Below are 18,495 nucleotides of genomic sequence, written 5' to 3' on the forward strand. Positions count from 1 at the left end.
ACTCAGTCCTCGTCCGCACTGGCGTATTTCGGTAACTCAAGACCACACCCGGTTCGGGCCAGCTCGGACAGGATAGCAGAACGTGTGACAATGCCGATCAGTTTGCCATGGTCGACCACCGGATACACTTTCGGCTTGCCGGCACCCAGGTTCTGGGCGAGATCCACCACCGCCATCTCCGGTGAGATGGTCAGGGGCTGACGGAACATGACATCATCCACGATGGGGTCGCCTTCACAGTGATAGCTGCTCACCAGCAGGGAGTGAATGCAATCCTGCTCGGAGACAAACCCCAGCACACGCCGCTGGTCATCCACCACCGGCAATCCGGTGACATGGTTGGTCAGCAGGGTCTTGACCACCTTCGTCAGGGGTGTGCCGCAGCGAACCGGCTCAATGTGGTTCCACATCACATCGGATACTTTCAGTGACCGCATGGGCAAATCCCTCCACTTCCGTTTTCATCGCAGGCCAAACCAGACCGTCTATCCCTAAACATAGGCAATCACGGTGCAAAAGGAAAACCAATTCGGTGAAAACGGTTTACAGGTGAAAATAACCGACTAAACTCAATCAGTTATACCCGGCATAGGGTAAATCAACTTTTCCAACCCACGGCAAACGCAGGGAGATCCCCATGTCAGCCATTGAAAACTTTGTCGGTCAGATCAACGGTCTGGTGTGGGGCCCTCCCATGCTGATCATGATTCTCGGGGTCGGGCTGTTCCTCAGCATAGGCCTCAAACTGATGCCGGTGCTGAAACTGGGAGCCGGCTTCCGCCTCATGTGGCAGGGGCGCAAGGCAACCGGAGCTGAAACCGAGGGTGAAATCCCGCCGTTTCAGGCACTGATGACCGCTCTCTCGGCAACCGTCGGAACCGGCAACATCGCCGGCGTCGCCACCGCGGTGTTCCTGGGTGGACCGGGCGCCCTGTTCTGGATGTGGCTGACCGCCCTGGTGGGGATGGCCACGAAGTATTCCGAGGCGGTACTGGCGGTTCGTTTCCGCGAAGTGGATGAGCGCGGCAATCACGTGGGCGGCCCCATGTACTACATCCGCAACGGCCTGGGCAGCAAATGGTCCTGGCTGGGCGTCCTGTTTGCCATTTTCGCCGCCATCGCCGGCTTTGGCATCGGTAACACGGTGCAGGCCAACTCGGTGGCAGATGTGATGGAGGCCAACTTCGGCCTGCCCCACTGGGCCACCGGCGTCATCCTCATGGTGCTGGTGGGCATGGTGCTGATTGGCGGTATCCGTCGGATCGGCCACGTCGCCAGTGCCCTGGTTCCGCTGATGGCCATCTCCTACCTGCTGGCCGGCATCGTGGTACTCGCGATCAACGCCGCGGACATTCCCGCCGCCATCGCACTGGTGTTCAAGCATGCCTTCAGCCCGATTGCCGCCGAAGGCGGTTTTGCCGGCGCCGCAGTCTGGGCTGCGATCCGATTCGGTGTCGCCCGGGGCATTTTCTCCAACGAGGCAGGCCTCGGCTCCGCACCAATTGCCCATGCCGCCGCCCAGACCCGTGACCCGATCAACCAGGGCATGGTAGCGATGCTGGGCACATTCATCGACACCATCATCATCTGCACCATTACCGGCCTGGTGATCATCACCTCTGGCGCCTGGACCAGCGGCGTTTCCGGGGCGGAACTCACCTCCCTGGCGTTTGCCGATGCACTTCCGGGTGTGGGCAACTATATTGTTGCTATTGCCCTGGCGGTGTTCGCCTTTACCACCATCCTGGGCTGGTCGTTCTACGGCGAGCGCAGCATCGAGTTCCTGTTCGGCGTGAAGGCGATTGTGCCTTACCGGGTTGCCTGGATCATTGCTATCCCCGTAGGCGCCACCCTGAACCTGGGATTTGTCTGGCTGGTGGCCGATACGCTGAACGCCATGATGGCACTGCCCAACCTGGTGGCCCTGTTACTGCTCAGCCCGGTGGTGTTCAAGCTGACACGGGAGCACTTTGCCCGGGAAAAAGCGCTGGGCATTGATTGAAGCTCAGGGCCTTAAGTTACTGTTATATCGGTGTGAAAAAGTGTTCGGATGAGATGGATCATTGACCCCTTGCATTCACCTCATCCGGTACCAGAATAGTTGTATACACTCAAGAAACCGGAACGATCATCAGAGGAGAGAATCTATGAGCTTGCGTCTTGGAGACACCGCACCGGATTTCGAACAGGATTCAACGGAAGGCAAGATCCGTTTCTACGACTGGCTTGGCGACAGCTGGGGGGTTCTTTTCTCCCATCCGGCCGACTTTACCCCGGTGTGCACCACCGAGCTCGGCCTGACCGCCAAGCTGAAGGACCAGTTCGCCAAGCGTAACGTCAAAGCCATCGCCCTGAGTGTCGACCCGGTCGACTCCCACAAGGAATGGGTGAAGGACATCGAGGAAACCCAGGGCTGCTCGGTCAACTTCCCGATCATCGCCGACGAGGACCGCAAGGTTTCCGAGCTGTACGACATGATCCACCCCAAAGCCGACAGCAGCCTGACCGTGCGCTCCCTGTTCGTGATCGACCCGAACAAGAAGGTACGCCTGATCATCACCTATCCGGCGTCCACCGGCCGTAACTTCAACGAGGTGCTGCGGGTCATCGACTCCCTGCAGCTGACCGACGAGCACAAGGTCGCAACCCCGGGTAACTGGGAGCGTGGCGGTGACGTGGTGATCGTACCGTCCCTGCAGGACGAGGAAGAAATCAAGGAACGGTTCCCGCAAGGCTACAAGGCGGTGAAGTCCTACCTGCGCATGACGCCGGATCCCAAGACCAACTGGGGCGGTGACTGAGGAATGAAGAAGGGGTCTGAAGAACGCTTTCTTCTGACCCCTTTTTTACATCTCTATCAGAATGCCGGAACCACGGCACCCTCATACTTCTCCATGATGAATTCCTTCACGGCCTCGGACTTCAGCGCTGCTGCCAGCTTCTGCATGGCTTCGCTGTCCTTGTTGTCCGGGCGGGCAACCAGGATGTTCACGTAGGGAGACTCGGAACCTTCGATCGCCAGCGCGTCTTCAGACGGGTTCAGGCCCGCTTCCAGCGCGTAGTTGGTGTTGATCAGGGCGAGGTCCACCTGATTCAGGATGCGCGGCAGGGTGGCTGCTTCCAGTTCCTTGAAGTCCAGATCCTTCGGGTTTTCGGCAATGTCACGCGGGGTCGCGGTGATCTTGCTCGCGTCCTTCAGCTTGATCAGACCGGCCTTCTGCAGCAGAAGCAGGGCACGGCCACCGTTGGTCGGGTCATTCGGAATCGCTACCACGGCACCGTCTTCCAGTGCATCCAGGGAATCAATCTTGCTGGAGTAGGCACCGAACGGCTCAACGTGAACGCCGGTCACAGTCACCAGGTTGGTACCGCGGCCTTCGTTGAACTCGTCCAGGTACGGCTGGTGCTGGAAGAAGTTGGCGTCCATCCGCTTCTGGTCCACCTGGATGTTGGGCTGGATGTAGTCGGTGAACACTTTCACGTCCAGCTCTACGCCCTGCTCAGCGAGGGTCGGCTTCACAAATTCCAGGATTTCCGCATGGGGAACCGGAGTCGCTGCCACGGACAGCTCCTCGGCGGAAGCGGCAACGGAAAAGGTGGCGGCTGCGGCAAACGCCGCCAGGGTTTTCTTGAAATTCATATCTGATCTCCTAAAACACAGCATGAAAAATCGGTCCAGTCCGGGAATACGGCCCGCGGATGGAGCCCCTTGCCGAAAAACGCCCGTAAATACGTCCCTGTAGGGCTCGGTCGCGCCATCCCTGGCGCTCCACGTTTTCGGCAAGGGGCTCCATCCGCGGCCCTATCCAGAACGGAGTTTATTTGCGGCTGTAATACAATACGAGACGGTCACCGACCATCTGCAACACCTGAACAAAAATCACCAGCAAAGCAACGGTAATAACCATCACATCGGTCTGGAATCGCTGATAACCGAAGCGGATGGCCAGGTCACCCAGACCACCACCACCGATGACGCCGGACATGGCGGCATAGGACACCAGGGTAATGGCAGTAACGGTAATGCCGGCGATGATGCCCGGCAGGGCCTCCGGCAGTAAAGCCCCGAAGATGATCTGGCGCACGTTGGCACCCATGGCCTGGGTGGCCTCGATAATGCCCCGGTCCACTTCCCGCAGGGAGGTTTCCACCAGCCGGGCGAAGAAGGGCGCGCCCCCAGCCACCAGGGGCGGGATGGCACCGGCCACACCGAGCGAGGTGCCAATCAGCATTACGGTGAACGGGATCATTACGATCAACAGGATGATGAACGGCACCGATCGCAGCACGTTCACGACAAATGACAGCACGGCGTAAGCCACCGGCTGTTCCAGCAACTGGCGCTTGCCGGTCAGGAACAGCAGCACCCCGATGGGCAGGCCAATCAGCACGCTGAACAGCAGGGACATACCCACCATCACCAGGGTGTCCCAGCTCGCCCAGCCGATCTCACTCCAGTCGACGTTACTCAGTAAGGCTTCCATCAGCGCAGCACCTCCACGTGGACATCGGCGGCTTCGAATTCCTGCATGGCCACATCCAGGTCACCACCGACCAGGGACAGGGTCAGCTGACCGTAGGGAGTGTCCTTGATGTGGTCGATGCGGCCGGACAGGATGCTGAAGTCCACGCCGGACTTGCGGGCCACGCTGCCCAGCAGAGGCTGGTAGGTGGACTCGCCCTTGAAGGTCAGGCGCAGGATGCGGCCGTTGGCTTTCTGCAGGTCTTCCTGCAGTTCCTCATGGTCGATGCTCTCGCTCTCGAACACGAAATCCCGGGTGGTGGGATGCTGCGGATGCAGAAACACCTCGCTGACCGGACCCATTTCCACCACACGGCCGGCATCCATCACCGCCACCCGGTCGCAGACCCGGCGCACCACGTCCATCTCGTGGGTGATCAGCACGATGGTCAGACCCAGCTCGCGGTTGATGTCTGCCAGCAGTTTCAGGACCGATTGGGTGGTCTGCGGGTCCAGGGCGCTGGTGGCTTCGTCGCACAGCAGGATGGTCGGGCGGCAGGCCAGGGCCCGGGCAATGCCCACCCGCTGCTTCTGGCCACCGGAGAGCTGGGAGGGGTACTTGTTGGCATGATCGGTCAGGCTGACCCGGGCCAGCAGTTCCTCGACCCGTTCCCGGATTTCGGTCTTCGAGTAGACGCCTGCCAGCTTCATCGGGAAGGCTATGTTGTCTGCCACGGTCTTGGAGGACAGCAGGTTGAAGTGCTGGAAGATCATGCTCACCTTGCGGCGGAAGGCCCGAAGCTCGGACGGGTTATAGCCGGTGATGTCCTCGCCGTCGATCAGGATGCGGCCACCGGTGGGCGGCTCCAGCAGATTGATCAGACGCACCAGCGTGGATTTGCCCGCCCCGGAGTGACCGACAATGCCGAACACCTCGCCGGTTTCAATGGTCATATCGGTGGGGTGCAGCGCGGGGATCGCCCGGCCGCCCACCTGATACGACTTCTGTACCTGGTCAAATACAATCACAGTAAGCGCCTTGTGGGTGCAGCGTTAAAAGCCGCCGATTATAGCGCAATCCGTGACCAAACCCGAATGGGAATGAATTACAGACTGTGGCGAGGGCATGGGTAAATGCCCTTACAACCACGGTCCGAAGGGATCGATCTCAACCTACAGCGAGTACAGCTTGGTCACGTGCAGGATCGGTCCTGTCGGCGCACCCGTCGGTGAGCCACCCCTCAGCTCCAGACTGATGGCCAGAGTACGGCTTTGCGAAAGCGCCTTTCGGGCCTCGTCGTTCAGACGAACCTGATGCACCCCGCCGGCGGGAATGACCCCGAGGGAGAGTGGCTCGCCGTTTTCAGGCACCACCCACAGTTCGTAGTCCTTGCCAGGCTCCGCCTCACTGGCAGCGATCGAACGCAGCTTCAGCAGATTCTCGGCCCCGGATTCACTGACCAGCCAGAGCGGGTCTTCCAAGTCCGCCTGTATGATGGCGCCGGAGAGCTGATCGCCGGTCGGTCGGGGCTGCTGAACGAACAACACAGCCAGGACCAGCACCCCCGCCGTGGCCAGAACACTCCAACTGGGCCAGAACCAGCGGCCAATACCACGAGGCTCACGTTGCCCGGCCCGCTCTTCAGCACCCCAGAGCCTGCGCTCGATGTTTCTCCAGACAGAAGCAGGAGGCTGATTCTCGGGTACATCCTCAGCCAGCCCACCGAGTTTTTCTTCCCAGAACCAGACTTCCCGGCGCACCCAGGCCGATTCCATCATCCACTCTTCAAACCGGCGACGCGCGGCGCCCCTGAGGGAGCCGAGGACGTATTCTGCCGCCAGTGCTTCAATGCGTTCCGGTGTCTTCTTCATTGTTCAAGGCACCTTTTCAATGCCATCAGCCCGCGCCGGATCCAGCTCTTTACGGTACCGATGGAGGAGCTCAGGGCCTGTGCCAGCTCTTCATGGGTAAAGCCACGGTAATAGGACAACAGGATGCTGTCACGCTGAACATCGGACAGCTCGTCGAGGCAGCCGGTCAACTTTTCAACACCGGACTCACGCAGTGAAAACTCCAGCGGTCCTTCACGACCATCGTCCAGCTCATTCAGGTCCTCGTCGTTGGTGGTTTGGCGCGCCTTGCGCGCACGGATGAGGTCCAGGGTGCGGTACCTGGCAATGGTCATCATCCAGCTCAGGGGCGCTCCCCGGTCACTGTGGTACTCACCGGCACGGTGCCAGATCTGGATAAAAGCGTCCTGAAGCGCCTCCTCCGCCAACTCCCGCTGTCCCCCGAGCCGGAGACAAAGCCCGAACATACGCGCCGCAATGTGTTCATACAGCTCCTGGAACGCCCGTCGATCCTGCTGGGCAATCTTCATCAGCAGCCGCATGAGCTGATCCTGATCGGCATCGGTCTGTGCCATGGCTACCCCTTATTGTCCTCGTTATCTCTGGGTAATACGCAGTTCCTCGCCCGAGGGATGCACCTCAAGGGTATTGCGGAAATTTTTTGTTATGTGGTGCATCTGTATCCAAACCCACCCCGTTTCTCCAGTGCAACACCACAAAAATCCTTACCTGAGGAGAACGGAATAAATAACGTACTCACACGGTCCGGCCTCACCATTGCCATCGCCAGCGCTGTGCTGTCGGCCGGCCTGAGCCACGCCTCAAGCCATCGCGAGGCGCCCTTCATTACAGAAGTGCCCAAAGTCGATGGTACCGACTTTTACATGTTTCGCAGCTACGAATCCGGTCGCGAAGGATTTGTGACCTTTATTGCCAATTATCTGCCCCTGCAGGATGCCTACGGCGGCCCGAATTACTTTGACCTGGACGACGATGCCATTTATGAGGTCCATGTGGATAACGATGGTGACGCAGTAGAGGATCTGACGTTCCGATTCGAACTCCAGGATGTGCTGAACGACATTCAGCTGCCCGTCGGCGCCAACGGCAACACCGAAATGGTGTCAGTCCCGCTGAAAAACATTGGCGATGCCACCGATAACGCCAACGTTCAGCTTCGCCAGGAATACAGTGTGAAGGTTGTTACCGGGGATCGGAACACGGGCCCCGTGCAGACCGCCACCAACGTCAGCACCGGTACTGATACCTTCGCCAAGCCTTTGGACAACATCGGTGCGAAGTCCTTCGCCGATTATGCGGCCTACGCGAACCAGCATGTTTTCGGCATTGATATCCCCGGCTGCAACACCAACGGCCGGGTCTTCGTCGGTCAGCGCAAAGAGGCGTTTGCCGTTAATCTGGGCGAAATTTTTGACCTTGTGAATACCAACCCGCTCGGGGCACGCAACGGCGAGGGTCCTGGCGATCTGGCAGACAAGAACGTCACTTCTTTCGCCCTGGAAGTCCCGACTGACTGTCTGACCGGTTCTGCCGTGAACTCCAACGGTCAGCCGGTGATTGGTACCTGAACCACCGCCAGCGTCCGTCAGGCCCGCGTGCTCAATCCTGCGCCTTCGGCGAACGGCAAAGAAGCAACCGTTGAGGGCGGAGCTTACTCCCAGGTTTCCCGACTGGGCATGCCACTGGTGAACGAGGTGGTGATCGGTCTTAAAGACAAGGATCGGTTCAATGCCAGCGAGCCCAAGGACGACGCTCAGTTCCTGACCTATGTGACCCATCCGACCTTGCCGACAGGGTTCAGAACCTGATTGGCAAGGCCCGCAGCACCGGCGACCCGCGTTACCTCGGTTATGCGGAGCGGCTGTTCCAGCGGTGGCCGGAATCGCCGCTCAATGAGCGGCTGCTGGTACTCCGGGCCACGCTCTCCCAGAGCCTGCACAGATTCGAGCAAGCCCGGGAGGACCTCACCGTGGTGCTGGAGCGAAGCCGGAACCGCCAACACCGGATCCAGGCCCGTCTGACGCTGGCCAACCTGGAGACGGTCCGGGGGCGCTACCCCGAGGCGCAACAGCAGTGCCGCCGGCTGGCACAGGAATACCCGGGGCTTATCGCCGAGAGCTGCTCCGCCCAGGTTGCCGCCAGAACCGGGGACCCCGAGACCGCGTACAGGGCACTCGAAACAGTCCTGGCGAATGCCGACACAGAGCGCCCGACCGCGCGACTCTGGGCCGAGGGAACCCTGGGAGACATCGCAGCACAACTGGGCCGGGACGTAGCAGAGAACCACTGGCGCCATGTGCTGTCTGCCTCTCCCTCCGATCTCTACACCCGGGCCCAGCTCGCGGACTGGCACCTTCAGAAGAGACATTATCAGGAGGTACTGGCGCTCACTGAGGGCCATGAGCAAGTGGACTCACTGGCCGTCATTCGCGCCATCGCGATGCTCCGCAGCAATCACCCGGAACAGGATGTCCTTACCCGGCAACTTCGGGAGCGTTTCAACGAGGCCCGTTGGCGCGGGGCATTGCTGCATCAGCGCGATTACGCCCGATTTCTTCTGGACGTGGAATCCCGTCCCGGACAGGCTCTGGAACACGCCTGGGACAACTGGCAATCCCAACGGGAACCCCTGGATACCCGGTTGCTGCTGCGCGCGGCGCAGGCCGCCAGAAACAGGGATACGCTCGCGTTGCTCCGCCAGTGGCTGGAGCAGCACGGGCAAACCGATACCCGCTATCCGGAGGCAGCTTCATGATTGCGCTCAGACTCTGGACACCGTGGCTGCTGCTTCTGACATTCCTCACCCAGAGCAGTCCTGCAGTGGCCCATAAGGCCAGTGACAGTTTTATCTATCTGAATTCGAATGTCGGGGAGCTGCGGATCGACGTCGCCCTGCGTGACCTTGCTCTACTGGTGCCGCTGGATCAAAACCAGGACCGGCAAATTACTGGCCGCGAGGTGCGCAGCCAGCGCCCGGTCATCACCCGAACGGTGGAAAACGGGCTTGAGCTATCGGCAGAGTCCGGTGTTTGCCGCCTTCAGGGCCTTGATTGGGGACTGAGCCGGCACAGTGACGGCCGCTATGCGGCAGCGCGTTACCGGATTGCCTGCCCGGATGGCGATGATCCCGAGCAACTGCAGTATTCGCTACTATTTGACCGGGACAGCCTTCATCGGGGGCTGGTCGAGATCACCTCGGATGCCGGATCATCCCGCCCGCTGGAGACTTTCGCAGTATTTCTCGTGGAAGGGGTGGTCCATCTGTTGGTTGGCCTCGATCACATCCTGTTCCTGCTGGTTCTCGTTCTGCCGGTAAGCCTCATGGCCCAGGGGACAGGGAACCGCACCCTCAAATCCCGCATCGTCCGACTGGCCGGGATCGTCACCGCCTTTACCATCGCTCATTCCATCACGCTGGCACTGGCGGCCCTAAACGTGATGACCCTGCCCATCGTCTGGGTCGAGACGGTCATCGCGCTGTCCATTGCCATCGCGGCGGTGAACGTGGTCTGCCCCGTGCTCGGCCGGAAAACCTGGAAGCTGGCGTTCGCCTTCGGCCTGATACACGGTTTCGGCTTCGCGAGTGTATTGGGTGATTTGACAAGTGGTGTGTCGGATTTGGCACTGGCGCTGGCGGGATTCAACCTGGGGGTCGAGCTGGGACAGCTGGGGCTGGCTGGTGCTGGGCTTTCCGATTTTATACCTGCTCTCGCAGTGGCGGCTCTACCAGCGGGCGATCGTGCCGTTCATGCTGTTGGCAGTGGTGGGCACAAGCCTGGTATGGGCGGCTGAGCGGGCCGCCTCTATCTGAAATGGCTTGCGGTAGCCGTCACCGGCTACCGCAAGGTTGGCTTTCAATGCAGGGCGCGCATCTGGCGCGGGTATAGTGCAGCGCTCACTTCCGGTTCCTCGAGGAGGTCCGCCAGCTCGCGATCCACTTCCGTTTCCTCACCCTCGGCCGGCAATGGCTCAAAGAGTGTATTCAGCCAGGCAGTGACCGACGGCGCCTCGTCCCGCCGGTAATCGGTGGACAGCGCCTTGATCCGGCGGAAGCCGATGATGCGCTGGTGGCGTGGATCCCGGATCTGTTCAAAGCCCCGCCAGTAGACATGATCCCGGGTGTGGAGCTGAACAAACAGGGTGTCGATGGGGCCGCCGGAATCATCGTCCGAGGCGGCATCGGTTGATTCGTTTGCTTCGCCTTCTTCGGTTTTCTTCTGGCGAATGGTGGTCCAGGCCGGGTAAAGCACCGCCACGGCGTCCGCTTCCACGTGCTCCCGTGCAGCACGGAGAATCAGTCCCCAACGGGCCTTGTCGGCATCGCTTTCAAGGGAGTTAATGGGCAAGTCGTAGCTTTGCTCACTGGACAGGACGATTGCCATCATCGGGGCGTCAAGCTCCCCCATGGCCTCGGCCTGTGCTACAGATACCAGTTCGTCGATTGCCATCGGTTGGTTCATAAGACGCTCGCCTCCTCGATGCCATCTGGTGGGTCAGGAAGAAAATGCCTTCCTGACTCACAGCATAGCCTGTTCCACACACAAAGATAAACGTGGAGTTTCGGGAGTCGGATCACAACCCCTCAGAATGCGTCTTCCAGGCGTTCATAGTGACTGAACCAGGGTGAGGCTTCCTCGAGCGCTGCCGCCAGCTGGAACAGCACGTCCTCACCACCGTGAGCCGCCCCGAACTGGACACCGACCGGCAGCCCGGACAACGTCCAGTGCAGTGGCACCGACATGGCCGGCGTACCGGTCAGGTTGGCCAGCTGAGTGAACGGGGTGCGCGCCAGGCTCTCCAGGACCATCTGGTCTACCTGCCCGCTGCGGTGCACCAGCCGGCCCGCCTTCAGCGCCAACATCAGCTTCGCCGCAAATTTCAGGTGGGACGGAGTCTCAAGTTCGCCGATGCGAGCCGGCAACTGGCCCGTGGTCGGGCACAGATAGAGGTCATAACTCTCGAAGAAGGTCCCCAGCGCCCTGGCGAAATCGTTCCACTGCTGGCGACGCTGGACATAATCCGGTAATGGCATGGTCCGGCCGAGCATGGCAATCAGCCGGGTATCCAGCTCGAAATCACGGTCGGTGGCACCAAACTGCTCCCGTGCCCGTGCCATCAGCACCGAAACCTCGCCAAAATACAGCCCGAGATAACAGCGAGCCAGGGCCATGCCATCGAATTCCGGCTCGGCGTACTCGACAATGTGTCCCATCCTCTCCAGGGTCCGGGCCGTCTCCTCCACCGCCGCAACGCATTCAGGTGCAACTTCGGTATCATAGGGGGAGCTGGTGAATACACCGATCCGCAAACGGCCCGGTGCCTTCTGCATCAGCTCCGCGTAGGGTGCCGCCGGAGGCGCAATGACAAAGGGATCCCCCTGGGCAGGTCCGGCCAGTACATCCAGCATCGCGGCACTGTCGCGCACGGTCCGGCTCACCACATGGTCGATGGAGGCGCCGGTCCAGGTTTCACCCAGAAAGGGCCCGCTGGAAACCCGCCCCCGGGACGGTTTGAGCCCGAACAGTCCATTGTAAGCTGCCGGAATGCGAATGGAGCCTCCACCGTCGTTGGCGCCGGCCATCGGGACCACACCGGCGGCCACCGCGGCACCGGAGCCACCGCTGGAACCGCCTGGGGTAAGATCAACATTCCAGGGGTTGCGGCTTGCGCCCCAGAGCTCCGATTCGGTCACTCCCTTCAGGCCGAATTCCGGAGTGGTGGTTCGCCCGAGGAAAACCAGTCCGCCCTGGGCCGCGCGCCGGGTAAACTCGGAATCGACCGGCGCGATATTGTTTTTCAGCCCACGACTACCGTAGCTGCATGGATGATCGGCCTGTTCCTGAGCCAGGTCCTTGAGCAGAAAGGGGACGCCACTGAACGGGGCAGATTCGGTAAACTTCTGCTCTAGGGCTTCGGAGAACTGGGGATGGCAAATGGCATTGAGGGTTCCATTGACGCGGGTCGCCCGCTCAATGGCGGCTTCGCAGACATCCCGGGGATGGATCTCGCCTCGCCCGATCAGATCGGCAAGGGCTGTGGCATCAAGTTTCAGATACTCGGATTGCTTCATGATTACGTCCGTTTGTTATTGTGTTATCTGAATGGTGATGGGTATTACAGATATGAACCTGAAAATCGGAAGCTTACGCCAGCCTGTTCTGTTTTTCATCCTGGCCCTTCAGGCCTTTTCAGCAACCGGATCTACGTCACAGGAAGCGCCCGGGAACGAGGGCTGGACCAGTGTTATCCGCAACTCACCATACTGGGTCAGCCAGGGGGTCTATCAGAACATTCAGACCATCCGCAGCTGGGTGCTTGCCGAGAACGCCTATTGCTCCGAGGCCGAGCGCCACATCCTGTTTGACATGCGCGGCCGGTTCCTGGGCTGGATTGTCAATGGTCCCGACATTGCCAGTACCCAGCAGAAGCTGAACAGCACCCGCCAGTCCCTCCATGAGCGGGGCGAGGTGGACAGCTGGCTGGCGGGCAGCGACGGGCAGACCGGTTACCCCTTTGCCCTCGCCTGTGACCAGCCACACGTCAATTTGCCCGAAGCCCTCGCCCGTTACCTGGGCACCCTTCCAGCAGACCGTCTCTGGGGCCGCTGGGACGACCTGAGCTTTGCCAGTAATGAACAGCCCGGCACTCTCCACGACGCTCTGCTCTATGTTTACAGCACCCGTCAGCAACAGGGTCGGCTGGGGTTGCCAGCCGCCATGCCCCGGTACCTTGCCGGCCAGCTGCTGATCGAGAGCGGCGGCCAGGCCCGGGCGCACTCGGCGGCGAATGCCCGGGGGATACTGCAACTTTCCCAAAGCGCGCTGTCCGATTGCGGCCTCAAGCCCGAAAACTACTGGCACCGCCTGGCACAGATCGACTGCGCCCTGCGCCTGACCAACCAGAATGCCCGGAATTTGCGCCCCGCCTTCGACGCAAGATTCGGACATCTGCCAGGGGAGAAACAGGACCGTCTGTTCACCCTGCTGCTGATCCAGGCCTACCATGGTGGTGCGGCCCGGGTGCAGGCACTGCTTGAAGACGAAACCCTGGCACGACCTGCAGCCTATTTCGCCGAGCACCAGGAGCGCTTCACCGCAGGCGACATTGCCTTCGGAATGGTTTTCCACAACCTTGGCCGGGACCGGCTCGGTCTGGCGTCACTGTATTATGTGGCCGATGTGCAGCTTGCCACCGAGGCCCTGTGCCGCAGTGCTCGACTCAAGACAACGGACTTCTGTCAATGGAACTGACCCTGATCCCGGAAGTCCTGTCGCCGGGACTTGCCCTGTTCCTGCTGGCCTGCTCGACGCTGACCTCGATGATAACCGCCAGTCTGGGCGCCGGTGGCGGCCTGCTGTTGTTGGTCCTGATGGCGAGCTGGCTACCACCGACCGCCATCATCCCGGTTCACGGCATGATTCAGATGGGCTCCAATGCCGGGCGCATGGTGCTGACCTGGAAGCACATCGACTGGAAAGTCATCACCGCCTTCGTCCCCGGGGTTGTGGTGGGGGCCGGCACCGGGGCCTGGTTGTTGGTCAATCTTCCTGAGCACCTGTGGCAACTGACCATTGCCCTGTTCGTGCTTTATTTGTGTTGGGGCCCGCCACTGCCCAGAGTAGCGTTCGGTCGGCCCGGAGTCTTCCTCGCCTCGGTCCTGACCAGTTTCATCAGCCTGTTCGTCGGTGCCACCGGCCCCCTGGTGGCCGCGTTCATCAAGCAGATCCACCGGGACCGGTTTGCCACTGTTGCCACCTTCGCCACGGCCATGACGCTGCAACATCTGCCCAAGGCTCTGGTGTTTGGATTCGCCGGTTTTGTCTTTGCTGACTGGCTGGTGTTCATCCTGGCCATGGTGGCTTTCGGCTTTGCCGGCACCTGGCTCGGGCTGCATGTGCTCAGGTCCATGGATAACCGCTGGTTCACCCGGGTATTCAATATCATGCTCACCGCCCTGGCCCTACGCCTGCTCTGGCAGGCGGGTATCACCGCCGGCTGGTGGTCAGCCCCCTTCTAATCACCGGAATCCGGCGGCACGGGTACCATCACAACGGTATTGCGACCCCGGGATTTAGCCACATAACAGCCCTCATCCGCCCGGGCCATCACCTCACGGGGGCCACTGTCACGGGTCGTAAGTTCGGTCAGGCCTATCGATGCCGTCACCCCGAAACTGCGACCATCGTGCTCGATGCGCAGCGCCTCGACGCCAGCCCGGATCTTTTCCGCCAGGAGTTCAGCCGGACCAAGTCCGCAGGAAGACAGGATCACGCCAAACTCATCGCCACCCAGCCGGGCGACCGTATCGGAATGGCGCACGGCGTCCCTGAACAGATCCGCCAACCGGCGGAGCAGATCGTCACCCAACAGGTGGCCGCCTTGATCGTTGACCGGCTTGAAGTGATCCAGATCGATCAGCATCAGCACGGACGGTACATCGTGCTTGGAGGCTTCGCCCAACAATTTGACCAGGGTTGCGGTGAAAGCACGGCGATTCAGTAACTGGGTCAGGCTATCGTGGGTTGCCTCCCAAGACAGCCGCTGTTCCTCCCGGCGGCGCTCGGTGTCGTCCCTCAGCACAAATACCAGCTGCTCGTTGTGCAGGCCCTGACGGATATGGAGCAGGGTGAGGTCGATATCAAACTCGACTTCCCGGCGATTGCGCAAGATGACATACAGACTGTCGATGTCCTCACCCTGGAGAAAATCGGTGCGATGCCAGGGTTTGCCGTCTGTCTCGATGGTCACCATGTCGAAAAAATTCCGGCCCAGACAATCGTCGTCGGTCCCGACAAACCGGCAGGCCGCCCCGTTGGCAAAGCGGATCGAACCGTCTGCATCGAGCATCAGGACGCCCTCCTGAAGGACTCCCAGGATGCTTTCTGCCCGCTTCTGCTCCTGATGCAGCGTTTCTGTCATGGTATTGAAGATCTCGGCGGCCTTGCGAATCTCCCGTCCACCGACCACATCAACCGGCGTAGTACGGGTGCCCCGGTAGCGCTCCTGGATCTGGATGCCCAGGGTCTGAAGGGGAGCCATCAGACGCCGGAACCGCCACAAAGCCAGAGGCACGACAAGCAAAATAACCGCAAACAGGATCCAGACGAAGCTATCGCTCGCCCGAGTGATCGGTGCATAGGCTTCCCGCGTTGGCCAGACAGCAACCATGAACCAAGGCACCTGGGCCATTTGCTGAACTGACATGATACTGTCCTGACCAGCACTGTTCCGAGTCTGTACCGTCCCCTCGAAACCCGCCAGAGCCCTGGTCATCACCGGATTCTCCTGACCCACCGGCACCATCACTTCACCGGTCGCTCCGTGGGTGATAATCGTGCCACGACGGCTGACCAGCTTGAGGTAACCGCTTTCTCCAATCGTGAGGCCGGCGAATTCCTCCATGAAGTTATCGCCTTCAAGGAGTATCGCGCCACCCAGCGCTCCGATAAACCGGCCTTGGTGATTGAACACGGGGGCAGCAATCATCACCGCCGGGTGGTTCAGGTAGTTGGACACGTAAGGCTCGCTGATTATCGGGGTCAGCTGGCTGGCAACCCGCGTGAAATACTCCCGATGACTGACGTTCAGGCCGGCCTGCTCGTAAGCCTCCGGATATTCCGCCAGCACCTGACCCTCGGTGTCGATCAGGTAAAGGCCGTCAAACTCATGCTGCAATGCCACCTGTTGCTGCACGATGACCCGGGCACGCCCATGCAGTGCCGTTTCACTCATCGTCAGGCTGACGGCCACCTCGCTCAGTATCTCCAGTCGGCGCCGGAGCTTATCGTCCAGCTCCAGCGCTACCAGTTCGGCGATGGTGGCCACCTGATTGCGGGCCTGCTGCTCCAGCTCGGTCCGGCTGAGCAACGAACCTGCGCCGGTCACGATCAGCGCGGTCACCAGAACAACCATTGTCACCAGCGCCACTGCCCGGTTTACGAGGCTTCCGAACCACCGTTGAATCAGCACGTCAGGCCAACTCCATAGACGAGAATCACGAGTTCGATCGGCTCCCCTCCCGCTGAACAAAATTCATACGTCCAGTTTAGCGAGCGGACAAATCTTCGCAAAAGCCCAATACAGGCCAGTCCACAAGATTTAACATGTTTGAAATTTTACTGATAATCGTTATGAATTAGATCCACCTTTGAAACCGAGGGGATTCCGATGTCCGATCCTGCCAATATAGCCAGCCTTCCCTTCCTGCAGGGTCCGATTGCACAACTGATTGATATGGGTGGTCCGGTCATGATGGTGTTGCTCGCCCTCGCGGTGCTGGGTGTGGTGACGTTTTTCTACCTGATTCTGTCAGGCACACTCTACGCACCAAGACTGAACCGGCACCTGAAACAGACGCTTCACCGTTGGCAGGACAACCCGGGCGCGGTTGACCCGGAGCACCTTCGCAGCCAGGCCCGACTCCGGGAGCGGATGAACCCTTTGCTCCACCTGGTCGCCGACACGATCGAAGCCTGCAAGAAGCGTGTCGACGGCCAGCGGATCCGGGAAACCGCTGCGCGAGACGCACAGCATGCCCTGGAGCCCTTTGAAGCCCCCCTGAAAATCATCGAAGTGATTGCCGCACTGGCGCCTCTGCTGGGACTGCTGGGTACGGTGATGGGGATGATGGAGGCGTTCAGCGCCATGGCCGCCACCGAAGGCCGGGCGAATGCCGCACAACTCAGTGGCGGCATCTACGAGGCACTTACCACGACCGCCGCGGGCCTGGTCGTGGCCATTCCCTTTGCGGCGCTGGCGGCCTGGATCGAATTCCGCCTGCGCCGTATTCACAAGACCATCAACAGCACGCTGGTCAGCATACTCAACGTAGCGGACAACCCTTGGAGCAACGAAGACGAACTTTCGCCGGCCGGGGAGGCCGGAGCCGGTTGGCCAAGGGAACAAGCTGAGAACCACGGATTCACCGGCAGGCAGCGGTTTGCCCATGCAGCTGGTTGATCCCCGGCCCAGTCGACCCATTCCGATCCGCATCACGCCGTTGATCGACGTGGTGTTCATCCTGCTGGTGTTCTTCATGCTCACCAGCCGGTTGTTACCGGTGGGGGCGCTGGAGCTGGCCAACGACACCCGTCAACGCAACAGCGTTCGCGGTGAGCCTGTGCCGACACTGACGATCGTCAGTGTCGGCAATGTGCGCTGGGAAAATCAGGCTTTCAGTACGGATGAGCTGGCAGCAGCGCTGGAGCGGCGCGGCATCACCGAAGTCAACCTGACCACGGAAGGGCAAACAGCGCTTTCCAGCTTCACCCGGACCCTCAGCCTGCTCGACGGGCAGGGCATTTACACCCACTGGCTACGAACAGAACCGAAACAACCATGACCAACCTGGTTCCGCCTCCGGCCACCTCCGGCAAATCCCTGCTGGAACGGGTAGAGGACGCCCTGTTACCTCTTATCAATCTGGTCTTTCTGCTGCTGATGTTTTTCATCGTGGCGGGTCAGCTTGCCAATGAGCCCTTGCCCGACTTGCCGGGCGCTGCCGCCAACGGGCAGGAACAGACGCCGGACGCCGACCTGAAAGTCACGGAAGGCGGCCGCTGGCTGGTGGGCTCCACCACCGTCGATGAACAGAACCTGCTTTCAAGTCTGCCGGAACCGGGAGCCGGGCACCCCCTGCGAGTGGCCGCAGCCGAATCCGTGACCATGGCCGCACTGGAGCGCCTGTTCCGGACCCTCGAGCGTGGTGGTTACAACGACATCCTGCTGTTGACGGAGTCCGGCTCGTGAGCCCATCCCGCCCCCTGCAGAAAACCGGGCTGGTGATCCTTGCCATACTGCTGACGGCGGCATTCCTGGTATGGTCTGCTCCGCAACAACCACTCAATCTTGAATCCCTGGGCGAGGCGGCGATTGACCCGGCGCCCGCCATTCGCATCAGCCTCGCGGGCCAGCCACCGGAGCCGAGGAAGCCCGACTCCCCGCAGGAACCGACTCCGGAACCTGAGCCGCAGGCCGAATCTGAGGCCGCCCCCAAGCCTGAGCCCAAGCCTGAGCCCAAGCCTGAGCCCAAGCCTGAGCCTGAGCCTGAGCCTGAGCCTGAGCCTGAGCCTGAGCCTGAGCCTGAGCCTGAGCCTGAGCCTGAGCCTGAGCCTGAGCCTGAGCCTGAGCCTGAGCCTGAGCCTGAGCCTGAGCCTGAAACG

General features: G+C 60.7%; 18 protein-coding genes and 2 pseudogenes. 11 read left to right on the forward strand and 9 right to left on the reverse strand.

What is annotated here, in order from left to right; translation table 11 throughout:
- Positions 1–2: 2 nt before the first annotated feature.
- Positions 3–437, reverse strand: a complete 435-nt coding sequence (locus tag R6W86_RS01160) for a CBS domain-containing protein (RefSeq protein ID WP_410327568.1) — start codon at positions 435–437, stop codon at positions 3–5.
- Between the two features lie 200 nt (positions 438–637).
- Here R6W86_RS01160 and R6W86_RS01165 point away from each other — a divergent pair, with 200 nt between their 5' ends.
- Together R6W86_RS01165 and R6W86_RS01170 are read left to right on the forward strand one after the other, a co-directional pair.
- On the forward strand, positions 638–2,002 hold the full coding sequence (locus tag R6W86_RS01165; RefSeq protein ID WP_410327569.1) for an alanine/glycine:cation symporter family protein: 1,365 nt from the start codon (positions 638–640) through the stop codon (positions 2,000–2,002).
- Positions 2,003–2,147: 145 nt separating this feature from the next.
- Positions 2,148–2,801, forward strand: coding sequence for a peroxiredoxin (locus R6W86_RS01170; RefSeq protein WP_410327570.1), 654 nt, complete (start codon positions 2,148–2,150; stop codon positions 2,799–2,801).
- A gap of 56 nt (positions 2,802–2,857) precedes the next feature.
- Here the strand turns inward: R6W86_RS01170 and R6W86_RS01175 are convergent, their stop codons facing one another.
- The 5 genes from R6W86_RS01175 to R6W86_RS01195 all read right to left on the reverse strand — a co-directional run bounded on the left by R6W86_RS01175 (position 2,858) and on the right by R6W86_RS01195 (position 6,888).
- Positions 2,858–3,640, reverse strand: coding sequence for a MetQ/NlpA family ABC transporter substrate-binding protein (locus R6W86_RS01175; RefSeq protein ID WP_410327571.1), 783 nt, complete (start codon positions 3,638–3,640; stop codon positions 2,858–2,860).
- 178 nt (positions 3,641–3,818) lie between these two features.
- The gene (locus R6W86_RS01180) at positions 3,819–4,484 is read right to left on the reverse strand and encodes a methionine ABC transporter permease (RefSeq protein ID WP_410327572.1); all 666 of its coding nucleotides are present in this window, start codon (positions 4,482–4,484) and stop codon (positions 3,819–3,821) included.
- Positions 4,484–5,491 (reverse strand): methionine ABC transporter ATP-binding protein, encoded by a 1,008-nt coding sequence (locus R6W86_RS01185; protein WP_410327573.1) that lies wholly within the window; start codon positions 5,489–5,491, stop codon positions 4,484–4,486. The genes R6W86_RS01180 and R6W86_RS01185 overlap by 1 nt, the downstream gene beginning before the upstream one ends.
- 144 nt (positions 5,492–5,635) lie before the next feature.
- Positions 5,636–6,334 (reverse strand): anti-sigma factor domain-containing protein, encoded by a 699-nt coding sequence (locus R6W86_RS01190; protein WP_410327574.1) that lies wholly within the window; start codon positions 6,332–6,334, stop codon positions 5,636–5,638.
- Positions 6,331–6,888 carry a sigma-70 family RNA polymerase sigma factor gene (locus tag R6W86_RS01195; RefSeq protein WP_410327575.1) on the reverse strand — a complete coding sequence of 186 codons (558 nt, stop codon included), beginning with the start codon at positions 6,886–6,888 and terminating at the stop codon, positions 6,331–6,333. Before R6W86_RS01195 ends, R6W86_RS01190 begins: the two co-directional genes overlap by 4 nt.
- A gap of 57 nt (positions 6,889–6,945) precedes the next feature.
- On the opposite strand from R6W86_RS01195, the pseudogene R6W86_RS01200 reads away from it, so the two are divergent.
- From R6W86_RS01200 to R6W86_RS01210, 3 genes and pseudogenes are all read left to right on the forward strand, one after another.
- A pseudogene (locus tag R6W86_RS01200) lies at positions 6,946–8,142 on the forward strand (DUF4331 domain-containing protein).
- A 161-nt stretch (positions 8,143–8,303) separates the two neighbouring features.
- Positions 8,304–9,089, forward strand: a complete 786-nt coding sequence (locus R6W86_RS01205; RefSeq protein ID WP_410327576.1) for a hypothetical protein — start codon at positions 8,304–8,306, stop codon at positions 9,087–9,089.
- Positions 9,086–10,126: a HupE/UreJ family protein gene (locus R6W86_RS01210; RefSeq protein WP_410327577.1), complete on the forward strand. Its 1,041-nt coding sequence runs from the start codon at positions 9,086–9,088 to the stop codon at positions 10,124–10,126. Before R6W86_RS01205 ends, R6W86_RS01210 begins: the two co-directional genes overlap by 4 nt.
- 62 nt (positions 10,127–10,188) lie before the next feature.
- On the opposite strand, the gene R6W86_RS01215 is transcribed toward R6W86_RS01210, so the two are convergent.
- Positions 10,189–10,794: a hypothetical protein gene (locus R6W86_RS01215; protein ID WP_410327578.1), complete on the reverse strand. Its 606-nt coding sequence runs from the start codon at positions 10,792–10,794 to the stop codon at positions 10,189–10,191.
- A gap of 122 nt (positions 10,795–10,916) precedes the next feature.
- On the reverse strand, positions 10,917–12,404 hold the full coding sequence (locus tag R6W86_RS01220; protein ID WP_410327579.1) for an amidase: 1,488 nt from the start codon (positions 12,402–12,404) through the stop codon (positions 10,917–10,919).
- A 52-nt stretch (positions 12,405–12,456) separates the two neighbouring features.
- Between R6W86_RS01220 and R6W86_RS01225 the strand changes: the two genes are divergently transcribed.
- Positions 12,457–13,584 (forward strand): hypothetical protein, encoded by a 1,128-nt coding sequence (locus tag R6W86_RS01225; protein WP_410327580.1) that lies wholly within the window; start codon positions 12,457–12,459, stop codon positions 13,582–13,584.
- Entirely contained in the window at positions 13,575–14,351 is a 777-nt protein-coding gene (locus R6W86_RS01230; protein WP_410327581.1) for a sulfite exporter TauE/SafE family protein, read from the forward strand. The genes R6W86_RS01225 and R6W86_RS01230 overlap by 10 nt, the downstream gene beginning before the upstream one ends.
- Here the strand turns inward: R6W86_RS01230 and R6W86_RS01235 are convergent.
- Complete coding sequence (locus R6W86_RS01235) at positions 14,348–16,303, reverse strand: diguanylate cyclase domain-containing protein (protein ID WP_410327582.1); 1,956 nt, start codon at positions 16,301–16,303, stop codon at positions 14,348–14,350. The two genes, R6W86_RS01230 and R6W86_RS01235, sit on opposite strands and share 4 nt — an antisense overlap.
- Before the next feature lie 198 nt (positions 16,304–16,501).
- Between R6W86_RS01235 and R6W86_RS01240 the strand changes: the two genes are divergently transcribed.
- The 4 genes and pseudogenes from R6W86_RS01240 to R6W86_RS01255 form a co-directional block, all read left to right on the forward strand.
- Positions 16,502–17,293, forward strand: coding sequence for a MotA/TolQ/ExbB proton channel family protein (locus R6W86_RS01240; protein ID WP_410327583.1), 792 nt, complete (start codon positions 16,502–16,504; stop codon positions 17,291–17,293).
- Positions 17,280–17,675, forward strand: coding sequence for an ExbD/TolR family protein (locus R6W86_RS01245; protein ID WP_410327584.1), 396 nt, complete (start codon positions 17,280–17,282; stop codon positions 17,673–17,675). Before R6W86_RS01240 ends, R6W86_RS01245 begins: the two co-directional genes overlap by 14 nt.
- On the forward strand, positions 17,672–18,082 hold the full coding sequence (locus tag R6W86_RS01250; protein WP_410327585.1) for an ExbD/TolR family protein: 411 nt from the start codon (positions 17,672–17,674) through the stop codon (positions 18,080–18,082). The genes R6W86_RS01245 and R6W86_RS01250 overlap by 4 nt, the downstream gene beginning before the upstream one ends.
- Positions 18,079–18,495 (forward strand): annotated as a pseudogene (locus R6W86_RS01255) (energy transducer TonB); the annotation flags it as partial. The gene R6W86_RS01250 and the pseudogene R6W86_RS01255, both read left to right, overlap by 4 nt.

Origin of the sequence: Marinobacter sp., assembly GCF_046484525.1 — a bacterium.
GTDB lineage: Bacteria > Pseudomonadota > Gammaproteobacteria > Pseudomonadales > Oleiphilaceae > Marinobacter.

Coding starts and splice junctions, on each gene's coding strand:
- R6W86_RS01180 (WP_410327572.1), bottom strand. CDS start 4,484: ATGGAAGCCTTACTGAGTAACGTCGACTGGAGTGAGATCGGCTGGGCG.
- R6W86_RS01245 (WP_410327584.1), top strand. CDS start 17,280: ATGCAGCTGGTTGATCCCCGGCCCAGTCGACCCATTCCGATCCGCATC.
- R6W86_RS01225 (WP_410327580.1), top strand. CDS start 12,457: ATGAACCTGAAAATCGGAAGCTTACGCCAGCCTGTTCTGTTTTTCATC.
- R6W86_RS01250 (WP_410327585.1), top strand. CDS start 17,672: ATGACCAACCTGGTTCCGCCTCCGGCCACCTCCGGCAAATCCCTGCTG.
- R6W86_RS01195 (WP_410327575.1), bottom strand. CDS start 6,888: ATGGCACAGACCGATGCCGATCAGGATCAGCTCATGCGGCTGCTGATG.
- R6W86_RS01220 (WP_410327579.1), bottom strand. CDS start 12,404: ATGAAGCAATCCGAGTATCTGAAACTTGATGCCACAGCCCTTGCCGAT.
- R6W86_RS01230 (WP_410327581.1), top strand. CDS start 13,575: ATGGAACTGACCCTGATCCCGGAAGTCCTGTCGCCGGGACTTGCCCTG.
- R6W86_RS01190 (WP_410327574.1), bottom strand. CDS start 6,334: ATGAAGAAGACACCGGAACGCATTGAAGCACTGGCGGCAGAATACGTC.
- R6W86_RS01175 (WP_410327571.1), bottom strand. CDS start 3,640: ATGAATTTCAAGAAAACCCTGGCGGCGTTTGCCGCAGCCGCCACCTTT.
- R6W86_RS01160 (WP_410327568.1), bottom strand. CDS start 437: ATGCGGTCACTGAAAGTATCCGATGTGATGTGGAACCACATTGAGCCG.
- R6W86_RS01240 (WP_410327583.1), top strand. CDS start 16,502: ATGTCCGATCCTGCCAATATAGCCAGCCTTCCCTTCCTGCAGGGTCCG.
- R6W86_RS01215 (WP_410327578.1), bottom strand. CDS start 10,794: ATGAACCAACCGATGGCAATCGACGAACTGGTATCTGTAGCACAGGCC.
- R6W86_RS01210 (WP_410327577.1), top strand. CDS start 9,086: ATGATTGCGCTCAGACTCTGGACACCGTGGCTGCTGCTTCTGACATTC.
- R6W86_RS01170 (WP_410327570.1), top strand. CDS start 2,148: ATGAGCTTGCGTCTTGGAGACACCGCACCGGATTTCGAACAGGATTCA.
- R6W86_RS01165 (WP_410327569.1), top strand. CDS start 638: ATGTCAGCCATTGAAAACTTTGTCGGTCAGATCAACGGTCTGGTGTGG.